General features: G+C 68.0%; 25 protein-coding genes. 15 read left to right on the plus strand and 10 right to left on the minus strand.

Annotated elements, in window-relative coordinates:
* Positions 1-15 precede the first annotated feature (15 nt).
* The gene (locus tag IU448_RS17365) at positions 16-852 is read left to right on the plus strand and encodes a carbon-nitrogen hydrolase family protein (RefSeq protein WP_195056666.1); all 837 of its coding nucleotides are present in this window, start codon (positions 16-18) and stop codon (positions 850-852) included.
* 408 nt (positions 853-1,260) lie between these two features.
* On the plus strand, positions 1,261-1,899 hold the full coding sequence (locus IU448_RS17370) for a phosphoribosyltransferase (protein WP_195056667.1): 639 nt from the start codon (positions 1,261-1,263) through the stop codon (positions 1,897-1,899).
* Between the two features lie 124 nt (positions 1,900-2,023).
* Here the strand turns inward: IU448_RS17370 and IU448_RS17375 are convergent, their stop codons facing one another.
* Together IU448_RS17375 and IU448_RS17380 are read right to left on the minus strand one after the other, a co-directional pair.
* Positions 2,024-3,145, minus strand: coding sequence for an acyl-CoA dehydrogenase family protein (locus IU448_RS17375; protein ID WP_195056668.1), 1,122 nt, complete (start codon positions 3,143-3,145; stop codon positions 2,024-2,026).
* A gap of 9 nt (positions 3,146-3,154) precedes the next feature.
* The gene (locus tag IU448_RS17380; RefSeq protein ID WP_195056669.1) at positions 3,155-4,327 is read right to left on the minus strand and encodes an acyl-CoA dehydrogenase family protein; all 1,173 of its coding nucleotides are present in this window, start codon (positions 4,325-4,327) and stop codon (positions 3,155-3,157) included.
* A 229-nt stretch (positions 4,328-4,556) separates the two neighbouring features.
* On the opposite strand from IU448_RS17380, the gene IU448_RS17385 reads away from it, so the two are divergent.
* The 5 genes from IU448_RS17385 to IU448_RS17405 all read left to right on the plus strand — a co-directional run bounded on the left by IU448_RS17385 (position 4,557) and on the right by IU448_RS17405 (position 8,796).
* Positions 4,557-5,303 carry a hypothetical protein gene (locus IU448_RS17385; protein ID WP_195056670.1) on the plus strand — a complete coding sequence of 249 codons (747 nt, stop codon included), beginning with the start codon at positions 4,557-4,559 and terminating at the stop codon, positions 5,301-5,303.
* A gap of 345 nt (positions 5,304-5,648) precedes the next feature.
* Entirely contained in the window at positions 5,649-6,344 is a 696-nt protein-coding gene (locus IU448_RS17390) for an alpha/beta hydrolase (protein WP_195056671.1), read from the plus strand.
* A gap of 43 nt (positions 6,345-6,387) precedes the next feature.
* Entirely contained in the window at positions 6,388-6,777 is a 390-nt protein-coding gene (locus IU448_RS17395; RefSeq protein WP_195056672.1) for a hypothetical protein, read from the plus strand.
* 37 nt (positions 6,778-6,814) lie between these two features.
* A complete protein-coding gene (locus IU448_RS17400; protein ID WP_195056673.1) occupies positions 6,815-8,053 on the plus strand; it encodes a WXG100 family type VII secretion target in 1,239 nt (412 codons plus the stop codon).
* On the plus strand, positions 8,035-8,796 hold the full coding sequence (locus IU448_RS17405; RefSeq protein ID WP_280457653.1) for an ESX secretion-associated protein EspG: 762 nt from the start codon (positions 8,035-8,037) through the stop codon (positions 8,794-8,796). The genes IU448_RS17400 and IU448_RS17405 overlap by 19 nt, the downstream gene beginning before the upstream one ends.
* A 26-nt stretch (positions 8,797-8,822) precedes the next feature.
* On the opposite strand, the gene IU448_RS17410 is transcribed toward IU448_RS17405, so the two are convergent.
* Entirely contained in the window at positions 8,823-9,569 is a 747-nt protein-coding gene (locus IU448_RS17410) for a hypothetical protein (protein ID WP_195056674.1), read from the minus strand.
* Between the two features lie 295 nt (positions 9,570-9,864).
* Between IU448_RS17410 and IU448_RS29000 the strand changes: the two genes are divergently transcribed.
* The 3 genes from IU448_RS29000 (at position 9,865) to IU448_RS17425 (ending at position 12,382) form a co-directional block, all read left to right on the plus strand.
* Positions 9,865-10,161: a hypothetical protein gene (locus IU448_RS29000; protein WP_228813308.1), complete on the plus strand. Its 297-nt coding sequence runs from the start codon at positions 9,865-9,867 to the stop codon at positions 10,159-10,161.
* A 524-nt stretch (positions 10,162-10,685) separates the two neighbouring features.
* A complete protein-coding gene (locus IU448_RS17420) occupies positions 10,686-11,771 on the plus strand; it encodes an S-(hydroxymethyl)mycothiol dehydrogenase (RefSeq protein ID WP_195056675.1) in 1,086 nt (361 codons plus the stop codon).
* A complete protein-coding gene (locus IU448_RS17425) occupies positions 11,768-12,382 on the plus strand; it encodes an MBL fold metallo-hydrolase (protein WP_195056676.1) in 615 nt (204 codons plus the stop codon). Before IU448_RS17420 ends, IU448_RS17425 begins: the two co-directional genes overlap by 4 nt.
* 345 nt (positions 12,383-12,727) lie before the next feature.
* Here IU448_RS17425 and IU448_RS17430 read toward each other — a convergent pair whose 3' ends face one another.
* The 6 genes from IU448_RS17430 to IU448_RS17455 form a co-directional block, all read right to left on the minus strand.
* Positions 12,728-13,201, minus strand: a complete 474-nt coding sequence (locus IU448_RS17430) for a nitroreductase family deazaflavin-dependent oxidoreductase (protein WP_195056677.1) — start codon at positions 13,199-13,201, stop codon at positions 12,728-12,730.
* Between the two features lie 27 nt (positions 13,202-13,228).
* On the minus strand, positions 13,229-13,807 hold the full coding sequence (locus tag IU448_RS17435; RefSeq protein ID WP_195056678.1) for a TetR/AcrR family transcriptional regulator: 579 nt from the start codon (positions 13,805-13,807) through the stop codon (positions 13,229-13,231).
* Between the two features lie 18 nt (positions 13,808-13,825).
* Positions 13,826-15,292 (minus strand): FAD-dependent oxidoreductase, encoded by a 1,467-nt coding sequence (locus IU448_RS17440; RefSeq protein WP_195056679.1) that lies wholly within the window; start codon positions 15,290-15,292, stop codon positions 13,826-13,828.
* Positions 15,292-16,320: an NAD(P)-dependent oxidoreductase gene (locus tag IU448_RS17445; protein WP_195056680.1), complete on the minus strand. Its 1,029-nt coding sequence runs from the start codon at positions 16,318-16,320 to the stop codon at positions 15,292-15,294. The genes IU448_RS17440 and IU448_RS17445 overlap by 1 nt, the downstream gene beginning before the upstream one ends.
* Positions 16,320-17,069: an SDR family oxidoreductase gene (locus tag IU448_RS17450; RefSeq protein WP_195056681.1), complete on the minus strand. Its 750-nt coding sequence runs from the start codon at positions 17,067-17,069 to the stop codon at positions 16,320-16,322. The genes IU448_RS17445 and IU448_RS17450 overlap by 1 nt, the downstream gene beginning before the upstream one ends.
* A gap of 100 nt (positions 17,070-17,169) precedes the next feature.
* A complete protein-coding gene (locus IU448_RS17455; RefSeq protein ID WP_195056682.1) occupies positions 17,170-18,639 on the minus strand; it encodes an aldehyde dehydrogenase in 1,470 nt (489 codons plus the stop codon).
* Between the two features lie 312 nt (positions 18,640-18,951).
* Here IU448_RS17455 and IU448_RS17460 point away from each other — a divergent pair, with 312 nt between their 5' ends.
* The 5 genes from IU448_RS17460 (at position 18,952) to IU448_RS17480 (ending at position 24,100) form a co-directional block, all read left to right on the plus strand.
* Positions 18,952-20,157, plus strand: a complete 1,206-nt coding sequence (locus IU448_RS17460; protein WP_195056683.1) for a cytochrome P450 — start codon at positions 18,952-18,954, stop codon at positions 20,155-20,157.
* A complete protein-coding gene (locus tag IU448_RS17465) occupies positions 20,157-20,957 on the plus strand; it encodes an SDR family oxidoreductase (protein WP_195056684.1) in 801 nt (266 codons plus the stop codon). The genes IU448_RS17460 and IU448_RS17465 overlap by 1 nt, the downstream gene beginning before the upstream one ends.
* Positions 20,957-22,180, plus strand: a complete 1,224-nt coding sequence (locus tag IU448_RS17470; RefSeq protein WP_416383013.1) for a cytochrome P450 — start codon at positions 20,957-20,959, stop codon at positions 22,178-22,180. The genes IU448_RS17465 and IU448_RS17470 overlap by 1 nt, the downstream gene beginning before the upstream one ends.
* Complete coding sequence (locus tag IU448_RS17475; protein ID WP_195056685.1) at positions 22,177-22,662, plus strand: glutathione peroxidase; 486 nt, start codon at positions 22,177-22,179, stop codon at positions 22,660-22,662. The genes IU448_RS17470 and IU448_RS17475 overlap by 4 nt, the downstream gene beginning before the upstream one ends.
* Before the next feature lie 313 nt (positions 22,663-22,975).
* Positions 22,976-24,100, plus strand: a complete 1,125-nt coding sequence (locus IU448_RS17480) for an MCE family protein (protein ID WP_195056917.1) — start codon at positions 22,976-22,978, stop codon at positions 24,098-24,100.
* Positions 24,101-24,831: 731 nt separating this feature from the next.
* On the opposite strand, the gene IU448_RS17485 is transcribed toward IU448_RS17480, so the two are convergent.
* Positions 24,832-25,602, minus strand: a complete 771-nt coding sequence (locus IU448_RS17485) for a deoxyribonuclease IV (protein ID WP_195056686.1) — start codon at positions 25,600-25,602, stop codon at positions 24,832-24,834.
* Between the last annotated feature and the right edge of the window lie 15 nt (positions 25,603-25,617).

The following is a 25,617-nucleotide window of genomic DNA, read 5'->3' on the forward strand; positions in this document are numbered from 1 at the left end:
CCATACGGTGTCAGCATGGATGCCGACCCCGCCGATCAGCCGCGCGCGGACGCGCCGGCGCTGGCCGTGGTGCAGTTCGCACCGCATACCGATATCGACACCAACCTCGCGGCACTCACCGAACTGGTCCGCGCCGCCGTCGATCAGGGCGCGCGCATCGTGGTCGCCCCCGAATACTCCATGTTCGCCCTCGGTCGCCTCGACCAGCGGGTCCACGCCGCGGCCCAGCCGCTCGACGGCCCGTTCGTCACCGCTCTCGCGCGTCTCGCCGCCGACACCGGAGTGCACCTCGTGGCCGGGATGGTCGAGACCACCGCGCCCGGCGACGATCGGATCCACAACACCCTGGTGGTGCTGGGACCCGACGGCACGCTGATCACGCAGTACCGCAAAGTGCACCTCTACGACGCTTTCGGTCAACGGGAATCGGAGATCGTCCGCCCCGGCCCGCTCACCGAGCCACCCTTGTTCACCGCCGCCGGCCTGACCTTCGGTCTGCAGACCTGTTTCGACCTCCGCTTCCCCGAGGGCTTCCGGCGCCTGGCCGCCGCCGGCGTGCAGGTCCAACTGCTCCCCGCCCAGTGGATACCGGGCCCCGGGAAGGTCGACCAGTGGACCACCTTGCTCCGGGCACGCGCCATCGAGAACACCGTCTACCTGGCCGCCGCCGACCATTGCGGCCCACGCGGCGCCGGCCATTCGATGATCGTCGACCCGGCAGGACAGGTCGTGCGCGAACTGGCCGACGAACCCGGGATCGCGCTGGCGCCCCTGGAGCCCGAACTACTGGACAAGGTGCGCCGGACCAACCCGAGCCTGTCGCTACGCAGATTCACCGTCGCGACGCCGTAGTGAGTCGCGAGACCGCGAACCGCGCACTGTGGTGCCGACCCTTTGCGCAGCGTGGTTCGAGACACAGCCGACGGGTGTGATCCCCACTGTTCGAGGACCCGGCGGTCGCGGCCGCACCGCCGGGCGCCCTGTCGGCCGACTTCGAGGGCGCGACAAAGCTGGTCGAGGTGATCGGCGCTGCTGTCGCCGGAGCCGGCGATCACCTTCGGACCCGAAGTGCCGCGCCGCGACATTCCCGGCCGACGCCGGGGAGTCGACGATCAGCGAAATGCGCCGGTGTCGATCGGGCCGACAGGGCTCGGCGGTCCGTGGCGGGCCGCTGCCCCGATAGCGCTGCCGGGGCCGTCCACGAACGGTGACAGTGGAGATCGGCCACGGTGGCGCCGGAAGCGAGTAGCGTCGAAGGTGATGCTCTACGCCGATCGGGTAGCTGCCGGACGTGCGCTGGGAAGCGAACTGAGCCACCTGCGTGCGGGGGATGCGCGGGCGCCGGGTCCGCTGGTACTGGGCTTGCCGCGCGGGGGTGTGCCGGTGGCGGCGGCAGTCCGTGAGGTGATCGGCGGGGACCTCGATATCCTGCTGGTCCGCAAACTCGGGGTGCCCTGGCAGCCCGAACTGGCGGCGGGGGCCATCGGGGAGCAGGGGGTGCGGGTGGTCAACTCCGATGTGATCCGGCAGACCGGACTCGATACCACGCGGCTCGATGCGATCGAAGCGGAGGAACGCGACGAACTGGAGCGGCGCAGCGCGCTGTGGCGGGGCGACAGACCATCGATCCCGCTGCGTGACCGCACCGTGGTGATAGTCGACGACGGTATCGCCACAGGAGCGTCCGTCGTCGTGGCCTGCCGGGTGGCGCGTGCGCAGGAACCGCGACGCCTCGTGGTGGCGGTGCCGGTTGCGGCGCCGGAGGCGTTACCGCGGATCCGCGCGGAAGCGGACGAGGTGGTGTGTCCGCACGCACCGGCGGCGCTGGCCGGGGTGGGCGGGGCCTACCGGGATTTCCATCAGCTCGCCGATTCCGAGGTCAGTGAACTGCTCGGGTGAGGCTATCGATTTCCGCACGGAACCACCGGGTTGCCGGGCGCGGTCGCCGGGCCGCCCGGAGGCCGGGGTTGCTCCGGCCGGACGTCCGCCGAGTGGGTCGGCGTGGTCCGGCCGGAGCGCGGGATCACAGCTCCGGCTGTGCGTACTCACCCACGCGGTCGCTGAGGATGCGCAGATGTTCCAGGCTGCTGCCGAGCGTGCGCTCGATGGCGGTCAGCCGGGCCACATAGTGGCTCACCGGGTATTCGGAGGTGACTCCGATACCGCCGTGCATCTGGATCGCCTCCTGTCCGACATGCCGCGCCGAGCGGCTCACCTGCAGCCGGGCCCGGGACGCGATCACCGGGTCGGGGGAATCGACCAGGGCCGCGGTGAGGTAGTAGCTCATGCTGCGAGCCAGCTCCAGCGAGACGTACATATTCGCGGCACGCTGGGTGAGGGTCTGGAACTTCGACAGCGTCACCCCGAACTGTTTGCGGGTCTTCAGATAGTCGGTGGTCAGCCGCAGCGATTCCTCCATCGCCCCGATCGACTCGGCGCACAACCCGGCCTGGGCCGCGACCAGCACCGATTCCACGGTGGCGGAGGTGTCGCCGGAATCCAGCAGTTCGGCCGGCGCGCCGGCGAACTCCACCTGCGCGCCCCGCAGATTGTCGACCGTCCGGTACGGCGTCCGGGTGACGCCGTCGGCGTCCGCCACGACCAGGAACAGTCCGAGACCGCCGCCGGGCAGCGTCGCGGTGACGACCAGTTCGTCGGCGCAGTCGCCGTGCGGTACCGGGTTTTTCACACCGGTCAGCGTGTAGGCGTCGCCGTTGGCGGTGGCGGTCGTCGCGACGGCGTGATCGGGCCAGCGGGTGCCCGGTTCGCCATGCGCGAAGGCGAGCAGTTTCGACCCGGACGCGACCTCGGGCAAGATCCGCTGCCGCTGATCGGCGTTACCGGCCGCGCTGATCAATCCGCCCGGCACCAGCACCGCGTCCAGCAGCGGTTCCGGTGCGAGCCGGCGCCCGAACTCCTCGAGTACCAGCATGGTTTCCACCGGGCCGGCATCCATTCCGCCGTCTTTTTCGGCGAAGCTCAGCCCGAGCACGCCCAGTTCGGCGAGCTGACCCCAGACCTCGCGACTCCAGCCGAGATCGGTTTCGGTGACCGCCAGCCGCGATTCCGGGTTGTAATGGCGATTGAGCAGGTCACGCACGGTGTCGCGGAGCATGACCTGTTCGTCGGTGAGATCGAAATCCATAACCTGACCTCACAATCCGAGGATCGAGGAGGCGATGATGGTGCGCTGCACCTCGCTGGAACCTCCGTAGATGGTTGTCTTGCGGTAGTTGAGGTAGCTGGGGCCGGTGCGCTGTGCCCATTCGGGTGAGGCGATATTCCCGGCGCCGACCGGCAGGGCATCCGGGCCGGCGATATCGAGCAGGAGTTCGGTGGCTGCCTGCTGCAGTTCCGAACCGCGCATCTTCAGCACCGAGGAGGCCGGATTCGGCTTGCCCTCGGACGAGTTCGAGACCACGCGCAGCTGAGTCAGCTCCAGGGCGAGCAGTTCGTTCTCCAGTTCGGCGATGCGGGCCGCGAACAGGGGATCCTCGAGCAAGGTTGCAGAACCGGACTTCGTGGCCGCGGCGTATTCCTTGGCCACCCCGATCTTCACCTTGGTCCGGCCGACGGCGGTGATACCGGTGCGCTCGTTGCCGAGCAGGAATTTGGCGTAGGTCCAGCCCATGTTCTCCGCACCGACCAGCTGATCGGCGGGGACCCGCACGTTCTCGAAGAAGACCTCGTTCACCTCGTAGCCGCCGTCGATGAGCTTGATGGGGCGGATGGTGACGCCGGGGGTTTTCACGTCGAAGAGCAGCATGGAGATACCGGCCTGCTTCTTCGGGGCGTTGGGGTCGGTGCGGACCAGGCAGAAGATCCAGTCGGCCCACTGGGCGGCCGTGGTCCAGATCTTCTGGCCGTTGACGATGTAGGAGTCGCCGTCGCGGACGGCGGTGGTGCGCAACGAGGCCAGGTCGGAGCCGGCGTCGGGTTCGGAGAAGCCCTGGCACCACCAGATATCGAGGTTGGCGGTGGCCGGCAGGAAGCGCTTTTTCAGTTCTTCGGAGCCGAACTGGGCGATGACCGGGCCGATCATGGTGGCATTGAAGGTCAGCGGGTCGGGCACGCTGGCCAGCTGCAGCTCGTCCTGCCACAGATGCCGTTGCATGGGGGTCCAGTCCTTGCCGCCCCATTCCACCGGCCAGTTCGGCACGGCCAGGCCGTGCTGGTTGAGGATCCGGTGGGCCGTCACTATGTCCTCACGGGACAGTTCGTGACCGTACTTCACACGTTCCCGGATCTCGGCGGGGATCGCGGTGGTGTAGATCTTCCGCAGTTCGTCGCGGAAGGCGACCTCGTCGGGAGACAGAGTTAATTTCATACACATCTCCAAATATGTCTCGATTGTCCCGCATCGAATTTACACCCCTGACCTATCCTGCCGCGTCGAGTGCATCACATGCAGCCGGCGTACGCCGCCGATAACGCGGGCCGAGAGCGGAGTGTGACCCGGCGGTGTCCCGCCGGTGCTGGTAACTTGCAGCGGTGGACGGGGGATTGCCGGTGGAGCCGGCCGGCCATCGCCGTGAGCGGATATAGGGAGTTCAGCAGTGCACAACAGAATCGCCGCGCGAACCGCGGCCGCAGCGGCCGCCCTCGGTATCGGTGCCGTGCTCACCTTCACCACCCCGGCCGCCGCCGCACCCGAACCCACCCCCGGTGAAACCGCGCTGACCGCCCTCACCGAACAGACCGCCGACGATCCGGCCGCTCGCCCGGGCGTGGACGCACTGCGCAGCTATCACGATTTCGTGGCCGCCCGTGATATCGCCGATATCCGCGTCTACACCCCCTTCGCCTACGCGGCCCCGACCTTCGGCTGCGGTAGCAACGGCGTGATCACCACAACGTTCGCGGCCGCCACCGCCAACGGCCCCAGCGTCAATCTGAGCGGCAAGCCCGGCACGCTCACCTTCCACGCCACCCCACGCCATTCCGGGATCCCGCAGGAGTCGGGCCTGGTCGTCGCCTGGATCAATATCAACAACGGCCGCAGCGGGCTGGATACGCTCAGCGATGTGACCCAGTTCGGCACCGCATCGCTGTCGCGGACCGTCGACAGCGGGCCGGGCACGGTCCTCGCCTCCATGTGGGGAACCGTGAGCTACCCGGGTGCGCTCTGCGTGATGACGCCTACCGTCGGCCTGTTCTCCGTACCGGATCTGCCGCCCGCCCCCGCACCGGACGCGGCTGTCCCACCCGTCCCGCAGGCCCCAGCTCCGCAGTCGGCTCCGGCGGCCCCCGCGCAGCCGGCTGCTCCCGCTCCCGCTCCCGCTCCGGCCCCGGCCTCGTCGTAACTCCTCGCCTCGCCGGTTCGCATCCCGTCCACGGGCCGGGGCGTAGATGCGTTTCCGTACCGCGCTGGTAGAGGTCGGTGCCCCGCGCGGGTGTCGTTCGGGCGAGTAGCACTGTTGAATCGGCATGTGCGACTTCGAGCCGGTCGACGATGTCGGACGCTTCGGCCGTGGCCGGGCGGCGGATGCCCGAAACGGTGGCCCGACCGGAGCTCACTCTGCCGGGGCGACGTGAACCACGTCGAAATGCGCCGGGAATACGGTCGGAATGGAAGTCACGATGCCGTCCGTGCTGCGGCGGGGCAGGGGAGCCGCCCGGGCAGCCGGGTTTTTTGCCAGAATTCGATCATGGGGTTTTTCGAAGGCTCACGCGGCCGGTTGCACTATCGGGGCCGGGAGGCCGGCGGGGCCTTCGCCGCACTGGCGTTGCTGCCCGGATCAGGGCAGCACAGCGGGCACTATCACGAGTTCGCGCGCCTGCTGAACGCGGCGGAGATTTCGGTGTTCACCCTGGACACAGCCGGGCAGGGGCTCAGTGAGGGGGATCCCGACCGGCCCGTCCGGTTACCCGAACTGGTGGACGACGCCGTACGTTTCGTCGCAGTGGTCCGCGACCGAGTCCCGGATCTGCCACTGACCCTCATGGGACATTCGCTGGGGTCGATCACGGCGCTCGCCGCGCTCGGGTCCGCTCGGCCGTCGGCCACTGCCGAGCCCGGATATCGCCTATCCCGACCCGGCGAACCGGTATCGGGTATCGGTGACCTGGCCGGAGTGGTGCTGTGTGGCACCCCGCAGCGAGCGTTCGGCGATACGTTCCCGCCGGCCGCGCCACTGCCGCGAGTGCTCGCGGTGCACGGGGTCGACGACCGGCGGGCGCCGGTCGAGGCGGTGCGCGACTGGGCGCGGCGCCATGATTCGGTGGAGCTGCGCGAGTATCCGGATGCGGGGCACGATCTGCTGCACGAGCGCGTGCGCGGCCGGGTCACGGCGGATATCGTGCAGTGGACGCAGGAGATCGTCGCGGGGCCGGTGCGGCGATGACGAGAGCCGCTGGGCGACAGCGGAACAGGAAGGGGGTCCGGCGATGCAGCCGAATACGATTACCGCGCTCGGCTCGGCCGTCGACGACGGAGAGCTGTGGATCGATGGAGTCCTGGTCGCCGAGGGCGCGCCGGAACGGTGCGCGCTGCGCTACGAGCAGCTGGCCGACCAGGTGGACGCGCAGATCGAAACCCTCGGCGGAGCGCTGTCGCTGCCCGGTTTCGGCGGTTTCGATTCCGGTGCGGCCCTGCGCGGCGGTTTCGAGCGAAAAGCCGGTGCCGCGATAGTGGCGCTGCGTGACTACGCGAGCGCGGCGCGGCAGCTCGCCCATACTTTCCGGAGCGCGGCCGCGGCCTATCAGCACGCCGATTCCGAGGTCGCTGCGGCGCTCGGCGCCACGCCGGCCCAGGTGTCGGGGGTGTCCGGTGCGTGAACTACCACGAACGGGCCTCCGGGGCGCCCACAATCGAGTGGATCCCGATTACGCGCCGACGGTGGAGGTTTTCGACAATCTGACTCACGAGCAGATTCACGCCGGGGTATCGCTGTTGGATCCGTCGGCCCTGCAGACCGGCGGCCAACTGTGGCAGGGTGCCGCAACCGGGCTGAACGACGCTGTGAACCAAGCGCATACCGAGATCAGCGGTGCCATCTCCGATGGCTGGCGGGGTGCCGCGGCGGGGCTCGCCGGCGCGGCGGTGCGCGATTTCGAGGCCGCGGGCCGGCAACTGGCCGATGTGCTGGCCACCGTGGGGCAGCGGCTGGGCCAGGCGGGTGACGCCGCGGAAACACTGCGCACCGGGATCGGGGAACCCTCCGGAGTCCGGCCGGATCTGCCGGCAGCACTCCTGGACCCCCATGCCGCAACCGGCAATATCGCCGCCCAGCAGGCAGCCGAGACCGAGCGCGCGGACGCGGTACGGGTGATGGAAAGTGTCTACCTTGGCGCCTTCATCCCGACCGGAGCGCAGGTCCCCGCCTTTCCCGACCTGCCCGTCTCCGGACCGGGAGATCCCGATGCGCCGACACCGGCCGGCGAGCCCGACGGCCCCGCCGCGTCCGCGACCGGAATGAGTTCGCCGGTGGCAAAGGTCGTTTCGTACGCCTCGGTGTCCACGGGAGAAACATCGAGCGCGCCGGTCGCCACCGGAGCCACCGCAGCTGATCCGGACGCTGCCGCAACGTCCGCACTTACCGGTGCACCTGGCGTCCCGGCGGGCGCACCGACGGTCCCGGCCCCGGCGGAACAGCCGCCGGCCACCACCGCTGCCGGAACGCAGCTACCGGGTTCCGCGGCCACCGCTACGCCGGTGGTATCCGGCGGCAGTACGCCCGTGGCAGCGGCGGGCGCACCGGCAGCGCCCGTATTCGCCGTCCCGGTCCGTCCCGCCGGGGCGGGGCCGGGTTCGGACAGTGCACGGGACCGCGATCGCGAGGAACAGCAGCGTGATCCGGGCGGGGACGCGATCACCGGGATGGGCGCGGGTGCGATCGGCGGCATGATGGGCGGTGCGATGGCGGCCGATACGGTGCGCGCGAATTCGCCGGCGGCGCCGGTGCGTACCGAACAGCCCGCCGACGAGGACGACCTGCATTTCGGCGACGACGAGCTCACCTTCCTGGAGGAAGGAGAGCCGGGTGGACAGTTGATCGGGACCCTCGATCCCACCACCCCGCCGGTTCTGGGCGAGTGGACCGACTCGGAGTGAACTGGATCCTCACCCCGGACCAGTTGGCGCTGGCTTGGGAACAGACAGTGGGCGATCGCATTCCTTACCCGCTGGCGGTGCGGTTGTCGGCCCGGGATTCCGCCGAGCGGACGGCGCAGCTGCCCGCACTGCGCGACTGGTGCGACACCACGCTCGACGCCGATCTCGAAGCGGCCCTACGCGTTCTGGCTGCGCCGGAGGTCAGTGTTTCGGCGTTCGGACAGGACGGTGCGGGCGCGCCGACCACCCGGGTGCTCGGCGCGTCGGCGGGACAGATCGGCGTCGTGGCCACTCAGCGTCCGGGGGGCGAGCCGGATCGCGGCGCCGATATCCGGATTCTGGCCGGGGCCGCCGGCTCTCTGCCCGTGCGCGTTGTCGCCGCGTTACCGGCCGCTTCGGCCGGTACCGGGGCGCGGTTGCGCGCGCCGCGGGCGGAGGTCGCGCGCGACGGCCGGGACCGGGTCACCGTGCCGGTCGCGGGTCCCGCGGTGGCGACCCGGATTCGCCGGCGGCTCAACCGGCCGCGCGACGGTATCGGCCAGCTCGTGGTCTCCGTGCACCGGCCCGCCCGGACCGACCCGTTCGGTGTGCTGTGCTGGATCGATATCGCCGGGGACGGCCGCTACGCGATCCATACCGGCACGATGGTCGATATCGCGGCCGTCGACGCCGAGCGGTTCACGAATTCGCTACGGCCCATGGTGACCGGTGCCCAGCGGGCGATTGCCTACGCCGAGCTCTGACGGCATCGCTTCGCGCGGAGCAGGACTCAGCCGCCGGAATTCGGGCGGACGGCCGGCGCGATCGTGATGGTGGGGACCGGAGCTCCGGATTCCGGTGTGCTGGTCTCGGTGGTTTCGGGTGCGAGCCAGAAGGGGGTGGGTTCCCCGGCGTCCGGTGCCGGCGGAGCCTGGGGGGTGCCTGCCGGTTCGGTGTCCGGTGTGGGATCGCCGCCCGGGATCTCGGTGGTGGACGAGGGTTCGGCGGCGCCGGGGGCCTCGATCGTCGTGGTGGGTTCCGCGACGATCGGGTCGGGCGGGGTGGTGCCGGTGGGAGCGGTTGGGGGAATCGGGGATTCGCTGTGTGCCGGTTCGATTTCCGTGCCGGGCGTGGGGGCTGCGGCCGAGTCCTGCCCCGGTGTGGTCGGCGGCTCCGATGTGGCCGAAAGCGTGGCGCGCCGGGTGGTTTCGTCGTTGCCGGGGGCGTCGCCGGGGTCGGTCGATGCGGATGCCGATGAGGTGACCGAGATCCGGTACTCCGGCGGCAGGGTGCGTCGCGGTGGTGGTTCGGGAGCCATCCGCCACGTGGGCGACGGCGGAATCAGGACCTGGGCCACGGTGGTGGCCGTCGGATCCGCGTAGCGCGCCTTTTCGACCGCCTGGGGCCCGGAGTGGATCGGTGGTGGTGGTACGTAGATGTCTTCCTGGCCGATCCCGCAGGCGCCGATGAACACCAGCCCGAGGGATACCGCACCGGCGGCGGCCAGCGGGCCGGCGACCTTCGTTTTGCTGTCCATCGGTGACGCTCCTGTGATAAGTCAGTGGCCTCACCTTAATCGAGGGCGTCCGGTGGAACTACCCCCCGCCCTGCCGATTCCGCTGGTTACCGTGTGTAAGGTCCGCTGGCGGCGGGTATATCAGGTATCGAATTGATATCGGCCGCGTGTCGCGTGCTTGTGTTGCGTAACAATCGTCGAGGTATGGCCTTAGCGTATGTTGCGGAAGTGACGCATGGGACACCGGAGTCCCCGGTGCCGATGCACCCAGTTGGTAGGCGCTACACGATTTCCGGATCGGCGCCATCGAGGAGTGATGATGGGAGACCAGACCACCACCGATCTGCCCGGCGCGGCAGAGGTGCCCGATACGCGGAAGGCGGACGCGGAGCCGGTGGTAACCGGTTCGTCCGGTTCCCGGGCGATGGTGGGTAGAGTTCTCGGCTGGCTGGTTTTCGCCGGGGGCCTGGGGGCGGCGGTCTTCGGAATCGCCACACTGCATGTCGTGATCAGTGTTATCGGTCTCATCCTGGCCTGCACCGCGGGCTTGACCCTGCTCAAGCTGCGAGCGGACGGGCCCGGCCCCGAACCCGAGGTGCGGATCGCCGGCTGAGCGGCTCGACGCGGCCGGCAAGTGCCTCGGCGGCAGTGGTTTCGGCTTCGATGACCGTTGCGCTGCCCGCCTGTGCGCACTGAGTGGGACACGTGTCCAATCAATGTTATGGGCAGTTGGCCGACCCTTGGCTCGGTCGTCACCCAGCCTGTCGAGTCCCTCGGGACGGGTAATCGGAGGTTTGCCGGACTCGGGCACCGTGAGTATTTTGGGCTGCGGTCGGGACGGATCAGGAGGAAAGTAGAAGATGATCGAAGCCGGGTCCGCGGTCCTGAATCTGGCGAATCTCGTCACGAACATTGCCGCCAATGTGACCTATATTCTGCAGGCCTGGGGAGTTCTCTGAGGGTTTGCCGATAGTGCGGCGGGGCGTCCGGTGGGCGCCCCGCCGCACTACGTCCGGGGGCGACCACGACCTCCGGTGGGTGCTCGTTCGGATACCCCGGACCCGCGCGGCCTGGCCCTGGGACGGATAACGTATGCGGCATCGTGCATCACCGCATGACCGCCCGAGAGGAGACGCAGTGCCCCAGCAGGTTCGAGGTGTTATCGCCCGCAGTCCCGGCGCCCCGGTCGAACTCGTCCCGATCGTCCTGCCCGACCCCGGGCCGCGCGATGTGGTGGTGAAAGTCCAGGCCTGCGGCGTATGCCATACCGATCTGACCTACCGCGAAGGCGGGATCAACGACGAATTCCCGTTCCTGCTCGGCCACGAGGCCGCCGGTATCGTGGAAACCGTGGGTTCGGCGGTAACCCATGTGGAACCGGGCGATTTCGTGATCCTGAACTGGCGTGCGGTCTGCGGACAGTGCCGGGCCTGTAAACGCGGACGTCCCTGGTACTGCTTCGACACCTTCAACGCGAGTGTGCCGATGACGCTCGAGGACGGTACCGAACTCACCCCCGCGCTCGGTATCGGCGCGTTCGCCGATAAGACGCTGGTCCACGAGGGCCAGTGCACCAAAGTGGATCCGGAGACCGATCCGGCGGTCGCCGGACTGTTGGGCTGCGGTGTGATGGCCGGCCTGGGCGCCGCAGTGAACACCGGCAATGTCGGCCGGGGTGATTCGGTCGCGGTGCTCGGCTGCGGTGGTGTGGGTGATGCCGCGATCGCCGGGGCCCGGCTCGCGGGTGCGGGCACCATCATCGCCGTGGACACCGACGCCCGGAAGTTCGACTGGGCCCGCGAACTCGGCGCCACGCATACCGTCGATGCGTCCGCTACCGATCCGGTCGCGGCGATCCAGGACCTCACCGGCGGTTTCGGCGCGGATGTGGTGATCGACGCCGTCGGCCGGCCGGAAACCTGGAAGCAGGCGTTCTATGCGCGCGATCTGGCGGGTACCGTGGTGCTGGTCGGTGTCCCGACGCCCGATATGAAACTCGAGATGCCGCTGATCGATTTCTTCAGCCGCGGCGGATCGCTGAAATCCTCATGGTACGGCGACTGCCTGCCCGAACGCGATTTCCCGATGCTGATCGACCTGTACCGGCAGGGCCGACTCCCGCTGGAGAAGTTCGTCACCGAGCGGATCGGCCTGGACGCCGTCGACGAGGCGTTCACCACCATGCACGGCGGGGCCGTGCTGCGTTCGGTGGTGGTCCTGTGACGGCGCGCGTGGAGCGGATCGTCACCGAAGGCCAGTTCTGCCTGGACGGCGGTTGCTGGGATGTGGCGAACAATATCTGGCTGGTCGGCGACGACAACGAGGTCGTGATCATCGACGCCGCGCACGATGCCCAGCCGATCCTCGACGCGGTCGCGGGCCGCCGGGTGACCGCCGTCATCTGCACCCATGCCCACAACGATCACGTGACGGTGGCGCCCACCCTGTCGGCGGCCACCGGCGCCCCGATCCATCTGCATCCCGCCGACGATGTGCTGTGGCAGCAGACCCATCCCGGGGTCGAATACCGCGAGTTGTCCGACGGCGCGGTTTTCGAGATCGCCGGCACGCAACTGCGGGTCCTGCATACACCGGGCCATTCCCCGGGCTCGTGCTGCCTGCACCTGCCGGAAGCGGGTGTGGTCTTCAGCGGCGACACGCTGTTCGAGGGTGGTCCGGGCGCGACCGGACGCTCGTATTCGGACTACCCGACCATTCTGGGGTCCATCAACGATGTCCTTTTCGCGTTACCGGACGAAACGGTCGTGCACACCGGCCACGGGTCGGATACCACCCTCGGGGCCGAACGCGCCAACGTCCCGGCGGCTTCCTAGCAAGCGCCGCGCAGCCCACCGCGCCCGGTCGCGGTGGGCTGGAACCATCTCATATCTCACGCGAAGTGCCCCGGTGCGTCTCATGCGAAGTGCCCCCGGTGCGCGCTCCGGAGGTCCGGCCGCGCGGTGCACGGCACCGGCAGTCGGCGGCGCCCCCACGGGCAACCGAGGGAAGACGATCGCACTGCGGCCGTGAGCGGCCAGCGATGGCACTGGCGGCGCTCCACTGTCGGCGGCGGGCGGAGTGTCCGGCCGGGCGGCGATCGTCAGGGTTCGGCGAACACCCGGCGGATCCCGCACCACAGCCGTCCCGTCCGTGGTGGGGGATTGGGGCTGTGGATGGTTTCAGGTGCGGGGTTCCAGGATGAAGATGGGAATCTTGCGTTCCGTCCAGGACTGGTAGTTCGCGAAATCCTCGTACAGTTCGAGCAGCCGAGGCCACAGCCCGTCGCGTTCGGTGTCGTCGGCGAGGCGGGCGCGGACCGGGAGGCGGTCCTTGCCGACCTGGATCGTGGTATCCGGCTGGGCGACCAGGTTGTAGTACCACTGCGGGTTCTTCGGTAGCCCGCCCTGAGAGGCGACGATGACGATATTCGCGCCGTCGCGCAGGTAGAGCAGCGGGATCGTGAACTGTTTGCCGGATTTGCGGCCGGTGTGGTCGAGCAGCAGCGTCGGCACCGGTTTGCGGAATCCCGCGCCGACGCGCCAGTTACCGCCGATCCGGCCGCCGGTGCGTTTGTAGGTCCAGGTGTTGACCTTGGACATGTATTTGATGATGGTGGGAACCAGCGACGAATCGAGCTGCTTGGGTCGGTCCATGAGATTTTCGAAGCTTTCTTCCGCTGCTCAGCGCAGGATCAACAGGGCCGATTTCTCGATGAGTTCGGCGATATCGGCATAGGACGCGTAGCCCATACCGGCCCGCACCAGTGCGCCGGCATAGACGAGTTCGAGGGAGACCACGATTTCCGGATCGGCGCCGGGGCCGAGGGCACGTTCGATCCGGGTGCGGATCTCCAGGCCGATCCGGGCCCGTAGATGCGCCACATCGGGGTCGCGGCCGAGCAGTGCGCTGGTGACGGCCCCGGCGACTTCCTGATCGTCGGCGACGAGCAGCGCGATGGAGCGCAATTCGGCCACCACCCGCATCGTGGGATCGGGATCCTCGCTGACCGGGGATTCCGTTGCCACGAGCCGGCGCCAGAAGATCTCGGCGACCAGATGTTCCTTCGACGAGAAATAGGTGTACGCGGTGGCGGTACCCACACCTGCCGCGGCGGCGACCATGCGAATGGTCATCCCCGCGAATCCTTCGCGTGTGAGCACCTCCACCGCTGCCTTCGTCAGTTTGTCGACCGTATCTGCCTGTTTCGCGGACAGGCGGCGACGGGTGGCTTCGATGACGAGAGGTTCACCTTCGGACATGTGTCCGACCGTACCGTTTCACGCTTTCGCGGCCGCAATCCCGGCCCGGCGGCCGTAGAAGCTGCCGTCGCCCAGGGACGTTCCGCTGGCGTAACCGCCCGCGCAGACACCGGAAGTGCAGCGCCCCGCCGCGAACAGACCGGCGATCGGCCGGCCGTCGACATGCAGGACCCGCGAATCCAGGTCGGTGCGCAGACCTCCGAGGGTGAATCCCGCGGTGAAACTGCGCATATCGAAGGCCGCGAACGGTCCTTGCAGCGGTGCGGTCCACTCCGGTTTCTTGCCGAGCAGCGGGTCCTGGCCGTTCGCCGCGTGCTTGTTGTAGAGCTCGACGGTGGTCTGCAACGCGAGTTCGGGCAGGCCGATATCGGATTCCAGTTCGGCGACCGTTTCCGCGGCCCAGGTGGGCGGCTGCCGGAAGAACGGCGTGGAGGTCTCGGTGGTGAGCGATTCCTCGTAGGCGGCCTCGCCGATGATCAGATACGCCTGGTTTTCCTGATGGAACAGCGTCATCTGCCCGATCCGGCCCGGATAGGTGTCCTCGGGGACGTACCGCTGCCCGCGGCCGTTGACCAGGATGCCGCGCGCCATCATCTGCGGGTCACCGAAGAACGCGACCTCGGTGGCGTCCATATGCGCCAGATCGGCGCCCAGGGCCTGGGCCAGCCGGATGGCGATACCGTCGTGTTCCTCGATGGCGGCGCCCGGGCGGCCGATGAGCCGCGGGGCGAACCCTTCGATCATCTGGTCGTGATAGGCGAAACTGCCCGTGGCCAGCACGACCCCGCGTTCGGCCCGGATGGTCAGCTCCTTGCCGTACTGTTTGGCGACCACGCCGACGACCCGGTCGCCGTCCACGATCAACCGCTGGATCCGGGTGTCGTATTCGGCGGTCACCCCGAGCTTTTCGGCGGTTTCGGCGAGCGGCTTCATCAGCATGTAGCCGCCGCCTTTGGAGCCCGTCCGCTTGTTCGTCATCTGCGGAACGTGACCGCGCGGCGCCGGGTCGGCGATGGTGTTGAACGGCGCGGCGTTCTCGCCACCGGAATACATGAGGCCCTCGTCGTGCGGCGGTTCCCAGCCGGGTTCGCCCCAGAACTCCGCTTTGAACGGAACGCCGTTGGCAACCAGCCATTCGTAGTGTTCGACGCTGCCCCGGCAGTAGTCGGCGATCTTCTCCCGGTCCACGCCCGGTCCGAGGGCGGCGACCATGAATTTCTCCATGTTCTCGGCACTGTCCTCGAAGCCCAGCGCACGCTGCAGCGGTGTGCCGCCACCGAGATAGATGAACCCGCCTGCCAGCGCGGCCGCCCCGCCCCAGCCGCTGGTGCGTTCCAGGATTAGCACCTGTGCCCCGGCCCGCGCGGCCTCGATCGAAGCGCAGACGCCGGCGATTCCGTAGCCGGCGACGACCACATCGGTGGTGCGGTCCCATTCGGCGACTTCGGCGGCGGACAGCGGTCGGATGGTGGTGGCCTCGGCCATTATTCGGTTTCCTTACTGTCGTTCTGCGCCGTGGCGGTGTCGTTCTGCTGCCCGGCAGCGGTGACACCCTGTTCGCCGATGCTGCCACGGGAGGCCCCCGCGGCACCGGGCCGGTCTCGCTGAGCGGAGGCGACGGGTGGCTGCCACCCGGCCGAGATCGCACCCTGCCCGACACCGAGCCCGGCACCGAGGCGCGATAGCGCCAGGGTCGCCAGCGGTAGCTCGGTGCCCATCCGGCTGCCGAGTTCCAGCGCCAGGGACAGGTCTTTTTCGCCGAGTTCGCGGACATGGGTGAGGATCGGCAACCAGAAATCGCCGTCCTCGATCGGTGCGGTGGTTTCGCGCAGCATGATCGAACCGGCCCCGCCGGTCACCGCGTCCGAATGGCGGACGACCTTGCCCAGCGCCGCGATATCCAGTCCGGCGGCCTCGGCCAGCCGCTGCGCCTCGGTGGCGGCGGTGAACGAGATGAAATGCAGCAGGTTACGGGCCAGTTTCATGCGGGTGCCCGCCCCGACCTCGCCGGCGTGCAGCACCAGATCGGCGAAGCAGCCGAAGGGTTCCCGCACCGCGGCCACGGCGCTTTCACTACCGCCGACCATGACCGCGAGTCGCCCGCTGTTCGCGCCCGCGGCGCCACCGCTGATCGGGGCGTCGACCAGCTCCACGTCGCGTTCGGCGCACAACCGGGCGAATTCGCCGGCCGATTCGTCGCCGATGGTGGAGTGCACGGCCACCACGGTCCCCGGTGCGGCGGTGCTCAGCACTCCGTTCTCGCCGGTCAGCACGGTGCGGACCTGCCGGTCGTTCACCACCGCGATACAGACGACACCGCATTTCGCGGCGAGTTCGGCCGGGCTTGCGGCCGCATCGGCGCCCGCGTCGGTGAAGGGCTGCACGGCTTCGGCCCGGGTATCGCAGACGGTGAGCCCGCCGGACCAGCCCAGCAGCTGCTTCGCCATCGGCGCGCCCATATCGCCCAGGCCGATGAAGCCGACCCGGGTGCCGGCGCCCCCGTCGCCGCTCATCAACGGATCACCTGACCGCCGTCGACACAGAAGATCTGCCCGGTGACCCATTTGGCGTCATCGGACAGCAGATACAGCAGTGCGCCGGCCATATCCTCCGGCGTCCCCATCCGCTTGAGCGGCAGGCGGCTGACCATATCCTTGACGATGCTCTCGGGCGTGGTGGTCTTGGTGGCTTCGGTATCGGTGGGACCGGGAGCGATCGCGTTGATCCGGATATTCGACCCGCCCAGTTCGGTGGCCAGCTGCTGGGTGAGACCGTTGATACCGACCTTGGCCAGGCCGTAGAACCCGCTGTATACGTAGGCGGCCGTCGATGATTGGTTCACAATCGAGCCGCCGCCGTTCGCTGCCATGTTCTCCCAGACCGCGCGGGTCATCACCAGCGCGCCGTCCAGGTTCACCGACATGAACTTCTGGTAGTAGTCCCACGGCACGGTGAGCAGCAGGTCTAGCTTCATCCCGCCGTAGATGGCGGCGTTGTTGACCAGATGGTCGATCTTGCCGTACTTCTCGACGGTGAAATCGGCCAATGCCTTGGCCGATTCCGGATCGGCGACGTCGACCGGATGGAACGAGGCGGTGCCGCCGTCGGCCACGATCTTCTCGGCGACGGCGGTACCGCCCTCGGCGTTCAGGTCGGCGACGACAACGGATGCGCCCTCGGCGGCCAGCGCCTGCGCGTAGACCTCGCCGATACCGCGTGCGGCACCGGTGACGATAGCGGTGCGGCCGGTGAAACGAGCCATGGGATCGAGCTCCTCGCTGCTGTGGAAAGCCTGGTGGGAAAAGTTCGGACTACTGCGGGCGCGGCCGGGGTGCCGCTGCGGGATCGTCGGTGTACCGGAGCTACTGGGCGGTCGCGACGAGCTTGGTCTCGAGGTACTCCTCGAACCCGGCGACCCCCATTTCGCGGCCGATACCGGACTGTTTGTAGCCGCCGAACGGAGCATCGGCGCTGTACCACATCCCGCCGTTGACGCCGAGGGTTCCGGTGCGCACCCCGTCGGTGACCCGCCGGATTCGCTCCGGGTCCTTGCCCCAGACCGCGCCCGACAGGCCGTAGGGGGAATCGTTGGCGATCCGGACGGCATCGTCGTCGCCGTCGTAGGGGAGCACCACCATGACCGGGCCGAAGATCTCCTCCTGGGCGGCCTTCGCGCTGTTGTCGAGGTCGGCGATCACGGTGGGTTCGACGAAGAAGCCGCGCTCGTGTTCGGCGGGGCGGCCGCCACCGGTGACGATGCGGCCGCCGTCGGCGCGGGCACTGTCGATATAGCCGAGTACCCGCGAGCGCTGCCGGTCGGAGATCACCGGACCGCACACCGTGCCGGGGGAGGTGGGGTCGCCGGGACGGATCCCGCTCATGGTGGCCGCCACGGCCTCCACCGCTTCGTCGTACTTGCCGCGCGGCACCAGCAGGCGGGTGGTGAGGGCACAGCCCTGGCCGGCGTGGACGCACAGCGAGAAACCGGCGTAGCTCACGGCGGTGGCGAGGTCGGCGTCGTCGAGCACGATGAAGGCCGATTTGCCGCCCAGTTCGAGGAAGGTTTTCTTCAGGTTCGCCGCGGCCGAGGCCATGACGGCGCGCCCGGTGCCGGTGGAGCCGGTGAAGCTGATCAGGTCGACCCGGGGGTCGCCCGACAGCTGGGCGCCGATGCCGTGGTCGGCGGAGGTGACGATATTGACCACACCCGGCGGGATATCGGTTTCCTCGGTGATGATCGAACCGAGCGCCGCCGCGCACCACGGGGTGTCGGGGGCCGGTTTGAGGACGATGGTGTTGCCCGCTGCCAGGGCCGGGCCCAGTTTCGCGAAGTTGATCTGGTGCGGGAAGTTCCACGGCGTGATCGCCCCGACCACTCCGACCGCTTCGCGCCGGATCGCGCGGTGGGTGCTGATCCCCATCGGCGCCGCGATGCCGAGTTCGGTTTCCCATTCGTAGTTCGCGGCCAGCCGGGTGGCGAAGTTCAGATCCTCGATCGGACCGTCCAGTTGGGGGCCGCTGGTGAACATGATCGGCGCGCCCACCTCGGCGACGGTGATCTCGCGCAGTTCTTCCGCATGTGCCTTCAGTGCCGCTTGCAGCTGTTCCAGGCAGCGCACCCGGAAGGCGTGGTCGCGGGACCAGCCGGTCTCGTCGAAGGCGGTGCGGGCGGCGGCGATGGCGGCGTTCATATCGGCCGCGTCCGCGTCGGCGGCGGTGCCGATGACCTCTTCGGTCGCCGGGTTCACATTGTCGAACACGCCGTTGCCGCCGGCGACGAGGCCACCGCCGATCAGCAGTCGGGAGCTGTCGCCGGGCAGAAGACTGTTCATAAAAGACCCCAATGCTGTCTGGACAGGTGTACGGAATATAGTCCGGTCTCTTCTGGTAGTGCAAGAAACCAGTTCTATTCGCGGTGCTTTACGGCCGGTCGCGCTCGCTTCGTGCCCGGTGTTGCGGGCGGGAATGGAATGTGGTGCCGGTCGTCGCGTATCGACAGTGCCGACCGGTTGATTCTTCTGCGATCATTGTCGCGGCGGCGCACCACTGGTACCGTCCAGACACATGTCCAGCTATGTGTCTCCCCTTGGCGTGTGTGCCGCCCGGTCCGGCGAGAACTCGTTATCGAAACAGAGGTGGGTCCGATGACGGCAGCATCGTTGGAGCCGGTGACGTTCGATCCGTACGACTACGCCTTCCACGAGGATCCGTACCCGACGTACGCCCGGCTGCGCGCGGAGGCACCGCTCTACTACAACGCCGAACTCGATTTCTACGCGCTGTCCCGGCATGCCGATGTGACGAACGGTTTCCGCCTCGCCAAGCAGCTGTCCAATGCCAACGGCGTCTCCCTCGACCCCGCAGCCTGGGGCCCCGACGCCCACCGCACCATGTCGTTCCTCGCTATGGACGACCCCCGGCATATGCGGATGCGGCGCCTGGTGTTCAAGGGGTTCACCCCGAAACGGGTCGCGGATATGGAAGAACGTATCCACGAGTTGGCCCTCGAATATCTGGTACCGGCGCTGGAACGCGGTGAATTCGACTGGATCGAGGAATTCGCCGGCAAACTGCCGATGGACGTCATCTCCGAGATGATGGGCGTCCCGGCCGCCGACCGTGCCGAGATCCGCCGCATGGCCGATATGGTCATGCATCGCGAGGACGGCGTCACCGATGTCCCGGATTCGGCGATCGAGGCCTCGCTGAACCTGGTCGTCTACTACTCGAACATGGTCGCCGAACGGCGCGAGAAACGCACCGACGATCTCACCTCCGCGCTGCTGGACGCCGAAATCGACGGCGATTCGCTCACCGACGACGAAATCATCGGCTTCATGTTCCTGATGGTCGTCGCCGGTAACGAGACCACCACCAAACTGCTCGGCAATGCCCTGTACTGGGCCGCCCGCAACCCGGAGCAGTACGACAAGGTCGCCGGCGATCCGGAACGCGTCTCGGACTGGGTCGAGGAGACCCTGCGCTACGACACGTCCAGCCAGATGGTCGCGCGGACCGCCACCGAGGATCTGGAATACCACGGCAAGGTGATCCCCGCCGGCGCCAAGGTGCTGTTGTTGATCGGTTCGGCCAACCGGGACGCGGATGTATTCGACGACGGCGACAGCTTCGACCTCGACCGCGCCGAAAAGGGTAACCTCGCCAGCTTCGGCGCCGGTGTGCACTTCTGCCTGGGTGCCCATCTGGCCCGGCTGGAGGCCACCGTCGCCCTGCGTGAATTCGCTTCGCGCGTCAAGTCCTACCGGGTGCGCGAGGACGGTATCGAACGTGTGCACTCGAGCAATGTGCGGGGCTTCGCCAAGCTCCCGATCACCGTGGAGGTGCGGTAATGCCCCGGTTCGAACCCCATCCCGAGAAGCGGCCCGCCATCGTGGCCGGTGCGTCGTCCGGTATCGGGGCGGCTACCGCGGTGGAACTGGCCGCGCAGGGACATCCGGTGGCGCTGGGCGCGCGCCGGGTGGAAATCCTCGAGGAGTTGGCCGGCAAGATCCGCGCCGACGGCGGGATCGCGTTCGCGCACCGGCTCGATGTCACCGACCAGTCCTCGGTGGATGAATTCGTGGCCGCGGCCGAAGAAGCGATCGGGCCCACCGAGATCCTGGTTTCCGGGGCCGGTGATATCGAGTTCGGCCTCATCCAGGACATGGACCCCGCGGATTTCGCGCATCAGGTACAGATCCATCTGATCGGCGCACACCGGATGGCGCACGCGGTGCTGCCCGGCATGTCGAAGCGGCGTCGCGGCGATGTGGTGCTGATCAGCTCCGACTGCGCACCGCATCCGCGACCGTGGAACGGCGCCTACAGCGCGGCCAAGGCCGGGGTGGAGGCCATGGTGCAGCAGTTGCGGATGGAACTCGAGGGCACCGGTATCCGGGCCTCGCTGGTGCGGCCGGGACCGACGGTGACCGGTATGGGTATGAACGCGAAACCGGAGGTCGTGGGCCCGCTGCTGGAGTCGTGGCAGTCGTGGGGGCTCGCCCGCCATCCCTACATGCTGCGCGCGAGCGATCTGGCGCGCGCGGTCTCGGCAGTCGTCGGCACCCCGCGCGGCGCCCATCTGGTGCTCGTCGAGGTGCAACCGGAAGCGCCGCTGCGGCCGCTGCCGGAAGACGGAAAGGAATCCTGATGACAACCGCACTGCCTCCGGGTTTCGATTTCACCGACCCCGGCCTGTGGGAACAGCGCAGCCCCGTCGAGGAATTCGCGCTGCTGCGGCGCACCGCCCCGGTGTGGTGGAACGCCCAGACCGACGAAGCCTCGGGCGGTTTCAACGACGGTGGGTACTGGGTGGTCAGCACCCTCGAAGACGTCAAGGAGTTGTCCCGTAATCCGGAGCTGTACTCCTCCCAGCAGAAGGGGTCCATCGTCCGCCTGCCCGGCGACATCACCCCGGATCAGATGGAGTTGACCGGTGCGCTGCTGGTGAACATGGACCCGCCCAAGCATTCCAAAGTGCGCCGGATCATCTCCAAGGGGTTCACCCCCCGCGCGGTGGAGGGGCTGCGTAATGCCCTCACCGAGCGGGCGCACAAGATCGTGCACGAGGCGAAGAAGACCGGCGGCGGCGATTTCGTCACCCAGGTCGCCTGCGAACTGCCGCTGCAGGCGATCGCCGAACTGCTCGGGGTGCCGCAGGAGGACCGGCGCAAGGTTTTCGACTGGTCGAACCAGATGCTCAACTACGATGATCCCGAATACGGCGACCCCACCGTCGCCTCCGCGGAGATCCTGGGCTACGCCTGGAATATGGCCGAGCAACGCCGGGGTTGTCCGGCCGACGATATCGTCACCCAACTGGTCAACGCCGATGTGGACGGTGAGGGCCTGGCCTCCGACGAATTCGGTTTCTTCGTCATCCTGCTCGCCGTTGCCGGTAACGAAACCACGCGCAATGCCATCACGCACGGCATGAAGGCGTTCGTGGACAATCCGCAACAGTGGCGGCTTTACCGCGAGCAGCGCCCGCGCACCGCGCCGGACGAGATCGTGCGCTGGGCCACCCCGGTGACCGCGTTCCAGCGCACCGCCACCGCCGACCATGTCCTGGGCGGGCAGGAGATCAAGAAGGGGCAGCGCCTCGGATTGTTCTACAGCTCGGCCAATTTCGACGAGGCCGGTTTCGAGAACCCGTTCTCCTTCGATATCCTGCGCGATCCCAACCCGCACGTCGGCTTCGGTGGTACCGGCACCCACTACTGCGTCGGCGCCAACCTCGCCCGCCTGGAAATCGACCTCATGTTCAACGCGATCGCCGACGCCATGCCCGAGCTGAAATCGGTATCCGATCCGGTACGGTTGCGTTCGGGGTGGATCAACGGGATCAAGAGTTGGCAGGTGCGCTACGAATGAACGTCCGAGATATTGCGGTGAATACGCTGTCGGGTTCGGCGACCACGCTCGGCGAGCTGGTGGGTGACCGGGCGGTGCTGCTGGTCAATGTCGCGTCGAAATGCGGTCTGACCCCGCAGTACAGCGGTCTGGTCGAATTGCAGAAAACCTACGGCGACCGCGGTTTCAGCGTCGTCGGCTTCCCGTGTAATCAGTTCATGGGTCAGGAACCGGGGACAGCCGAGGAGATCGAACAGTTCTGCTCGACCACCTACGGGGTCGATTTCCCGCTGCTCGAGAAGGCCGATGTGAACGGCGACAACCGGCATCCGCTGTACCGGGAGATCGTCGAGACCCCTGACGCCGAGGGTGCCGCCGGCGATGTGCAGTGGAACTTCGAAAAGTTCCTGATCAGCCGGGACGGGACCGTGGCGGGCCGGTTCCGGCCGACCACCGCACCGGATGCGGACACGCTGGTCGCGGCGATCGAGAAAACGCTGTAACAGATGCCGTAACGGCTTATGATCGAGGCCCGTTCACCCCGGTGGTGAGCGGGCCTTTTTCGCTTTCTACCTGCGCAGATGCCGTGTCGCGGCGAATTCCGGACGCAATCGGCGAAAACCGTACCGACCGGGTCGAATCACCCATAACATGGACAACTGTCTGGACATAATTCCGGTTCAGTTCGGCACAACGGGGTGCCGGACATCGCAAGGCAGGTGAGTGGTGGTACCCGTACACACCCAGTCCGATCGACACACGACGACACGGCACAAGATCTGGCAGGCCGTGCAGTACAAACTCGCCGCACTGGCCATGGTGGTGGCGCTGGTCCTCGTCGTGGCGGTCTCGCTGACGATGTTCCTCGGGGGATTCACCCCGGAAAAACACGTCGCCGTGGTGGTCCCGCGCAGCGGTCTCGTCATGGATCCCGATGCCAAGGTGAAATTCCGCGGCGCGGAAGTGGGGCGGGTCGGCACCATCGACAACGAGAACGGGGAGGTCCGCCTCGAACTCGATATGAATCCCGATCTGATGGGGCTCGTCCCGGGCAACGCACTCGTCGATATCCGTTCCACCACGATCTTCGGCGCCAAATACGTGAACTTCGTCGAACCCGCCGAACCCGCCGGCCGCCTCCGGCCGGGGCAGGTACTGCGCGGTGAATCGGTGACCGTCGAATTCAACACGTTGTTCGAACGGCTCACCGAAGTGCTGGATATGGTCGAACCGGCGAAACTCAACGCCACCCTCACCGCTCTCGGCACCGCCCTGCAAGGCCGGGGGGAGCGGCTCGGTGACCTGCTGGTGAACGCCGACCGGCTGCTCCGCGAACTCAACCCGAGCCTGCCCGCGCTGCGCCACGACTTCCAGGCCGGCGCCCACGTGACCAACCTCTACGCGGACACCGCACCCGACCTGCTCCGCACCGTCGACAATGCCACGGTCCTCAGCGACACCCTCACCGACAACGAACAGAACTTCGACACCCTGCTGCTGGAAACGATCGGCCTGGCCGACACCACCGGGGCGGTGCTCGCCGAGAACGAACAGAATCTGGGTACCGCGCTGGGCCTGCTCCGGCCCACCACCCAGCTCCTGAACGAGTACCGGCCTGCCCTGAACTGCACGATCCGCGGTCTGGCGACGGCGATGCCCCTGGCCGAGGACCTGGTCGGCGGCCGGGTGCCCGGTGCGTCCTTCAACGCCGGGTTCATGTATGGCGCCGAAGCCTACAAGTACCCCGAAGACCTCCCCAAGGTGAACGCGACCGGCGGGCCCCGCTGCGACGGAGTACTGGACCGGGTCCCGGGCAGCCACGCCGACTACGTGGTCACCGATACCGCGGAGGTGCATCCGTTCATCCCGTCGACCCGGATCTACCAGAACCATCCGACGGTGTTCCAGGTGCTCTTCGGGGGAATGCCGGGCGTGCGGTGACCGGGCGGTCCACCGATCCGGTCACGCCGCCGCGGGGCAGTATCCGCAGTTCAGGTCTGCTCGTCCGCCGTGCCCGGGCACGGCCGGACACACATCACGCCGCCACACGGCTTATCGGTGAGCGACGCGGGGTTGGGGTGCACGGTCGGCCGGCGGTGCGCCGGGGCGCGCAACTCATCGCGCCGGCGTCCCCGCGGACCGCGGGCGGTGCGATGCCGCCTCACTCGGCGGCTCCGGCGCGGTGGGCGAGCCGGGTGGGCGCAGTTGCCGCCCGATGGCGGGTAGCCGGGGCGGAGGATGAGCCGGAGCCGGCCACCGGATCGAACGGTGTCTCGACGGGCCTGGCGGTCGGTGGCCGGTAATGCATAGGACACAGTGTCGCTCATCGTCCGCCCCGCCGGTGCGACCGGGCTTGCCCGGAAGGTCGCAGATCACGCCCGGCCGGATCCGGCCGGGCCCGCCGCCGGCGGCGACGAGGCTGTCGAGCGCGCCATAGACGTCGGCAGCAGAGCACGCTCACCGCTTCCCCGGGGTGGACACGGACCACCGGACGACTCGGTTCCGCGGCCGGGTCGCCCTGGCAGGTGCCGGCCTCGTTGCTGGACGGAGCCAGAACGGCGGAGGAATGAAGCGGTTCGATCCGAACTCCGCCCGATGCTCACGCGTCCTGGTATCGGGCTGCTCGCTGTGACTGCAGTGCGCGGCGACGCTCCGGGCGACCGTATGGGCCGCTACGCGATATGTTCGCGGAGGTAGGCGAGATCCTCGGCCATACCTTCGGCGGGAGTTTCCAGCACCACCGGTGCATCGGCGGTGCGGCACACCTCCGCCAGGAGTTCGGGGTCGATGGTGCCGGAGGCGAAATTGGCGTGCCGGTCGGCCCCGGAATCGAAGGCGTCGCGCGAGGAGTTCAGATGCACCAGGTCGATCCGGCCGGTGATCGCGCGGATCCGTTCCACCACACCCACCAGGTCTTCACCGCCTGCCCAGGCATGACAGGTGTCCAGGCAGAATCCGGCGCCGTAATCGCCGACGGCGTCCCACAGGCGGGCGATCGTATCGAAATGCCTGGCCATGGCATGGTTTCCACCCGCGGTGTTCTCGATCAGGATCGGTACCGCGAAACCGCCTTTGTCCTGCTGGCGTTCGAAGAGTTTGCGCCAGTTGACGAACCCGGCCGCCATCTCCTCCTCCGAACGCACATGACCGCCGTGCACGACCAGGCCGAACGCGCCGATATCCGCGGCGGCCTGCGCCTGCAGGGCCACCGCGTTACGCGAAGGCATCCGCAACCGGTTGTTGGTACTGGCCACATTGATCTGATACGAGGAGTGCACCACCACATCGATCGGGCTGGCGAGGATCTGTTCGGTGGCGGGATGGGGTACGGGTTTGTCCCAGCTCTGCGGGTCCACCACGAACAGTTGTACGACATCGGCGCCGAGTTGCTCGCCGTACCCGATCGGGTCGCTGTCCATCCGGACGTGTGCTCCAATGCGCATACCGTCAGACTATCG

This window comes from Nocardia flavorosea (assembly GCF_015477805.1).
In the GTDB taxonomy this organism is placed as follows: domain Bacteria; phylum Actinomycetota; class Actinomycetes; order Mycobacteriales; family Mycobacteriaceae; genus Nocardia; species Nocardia flavorosea_A.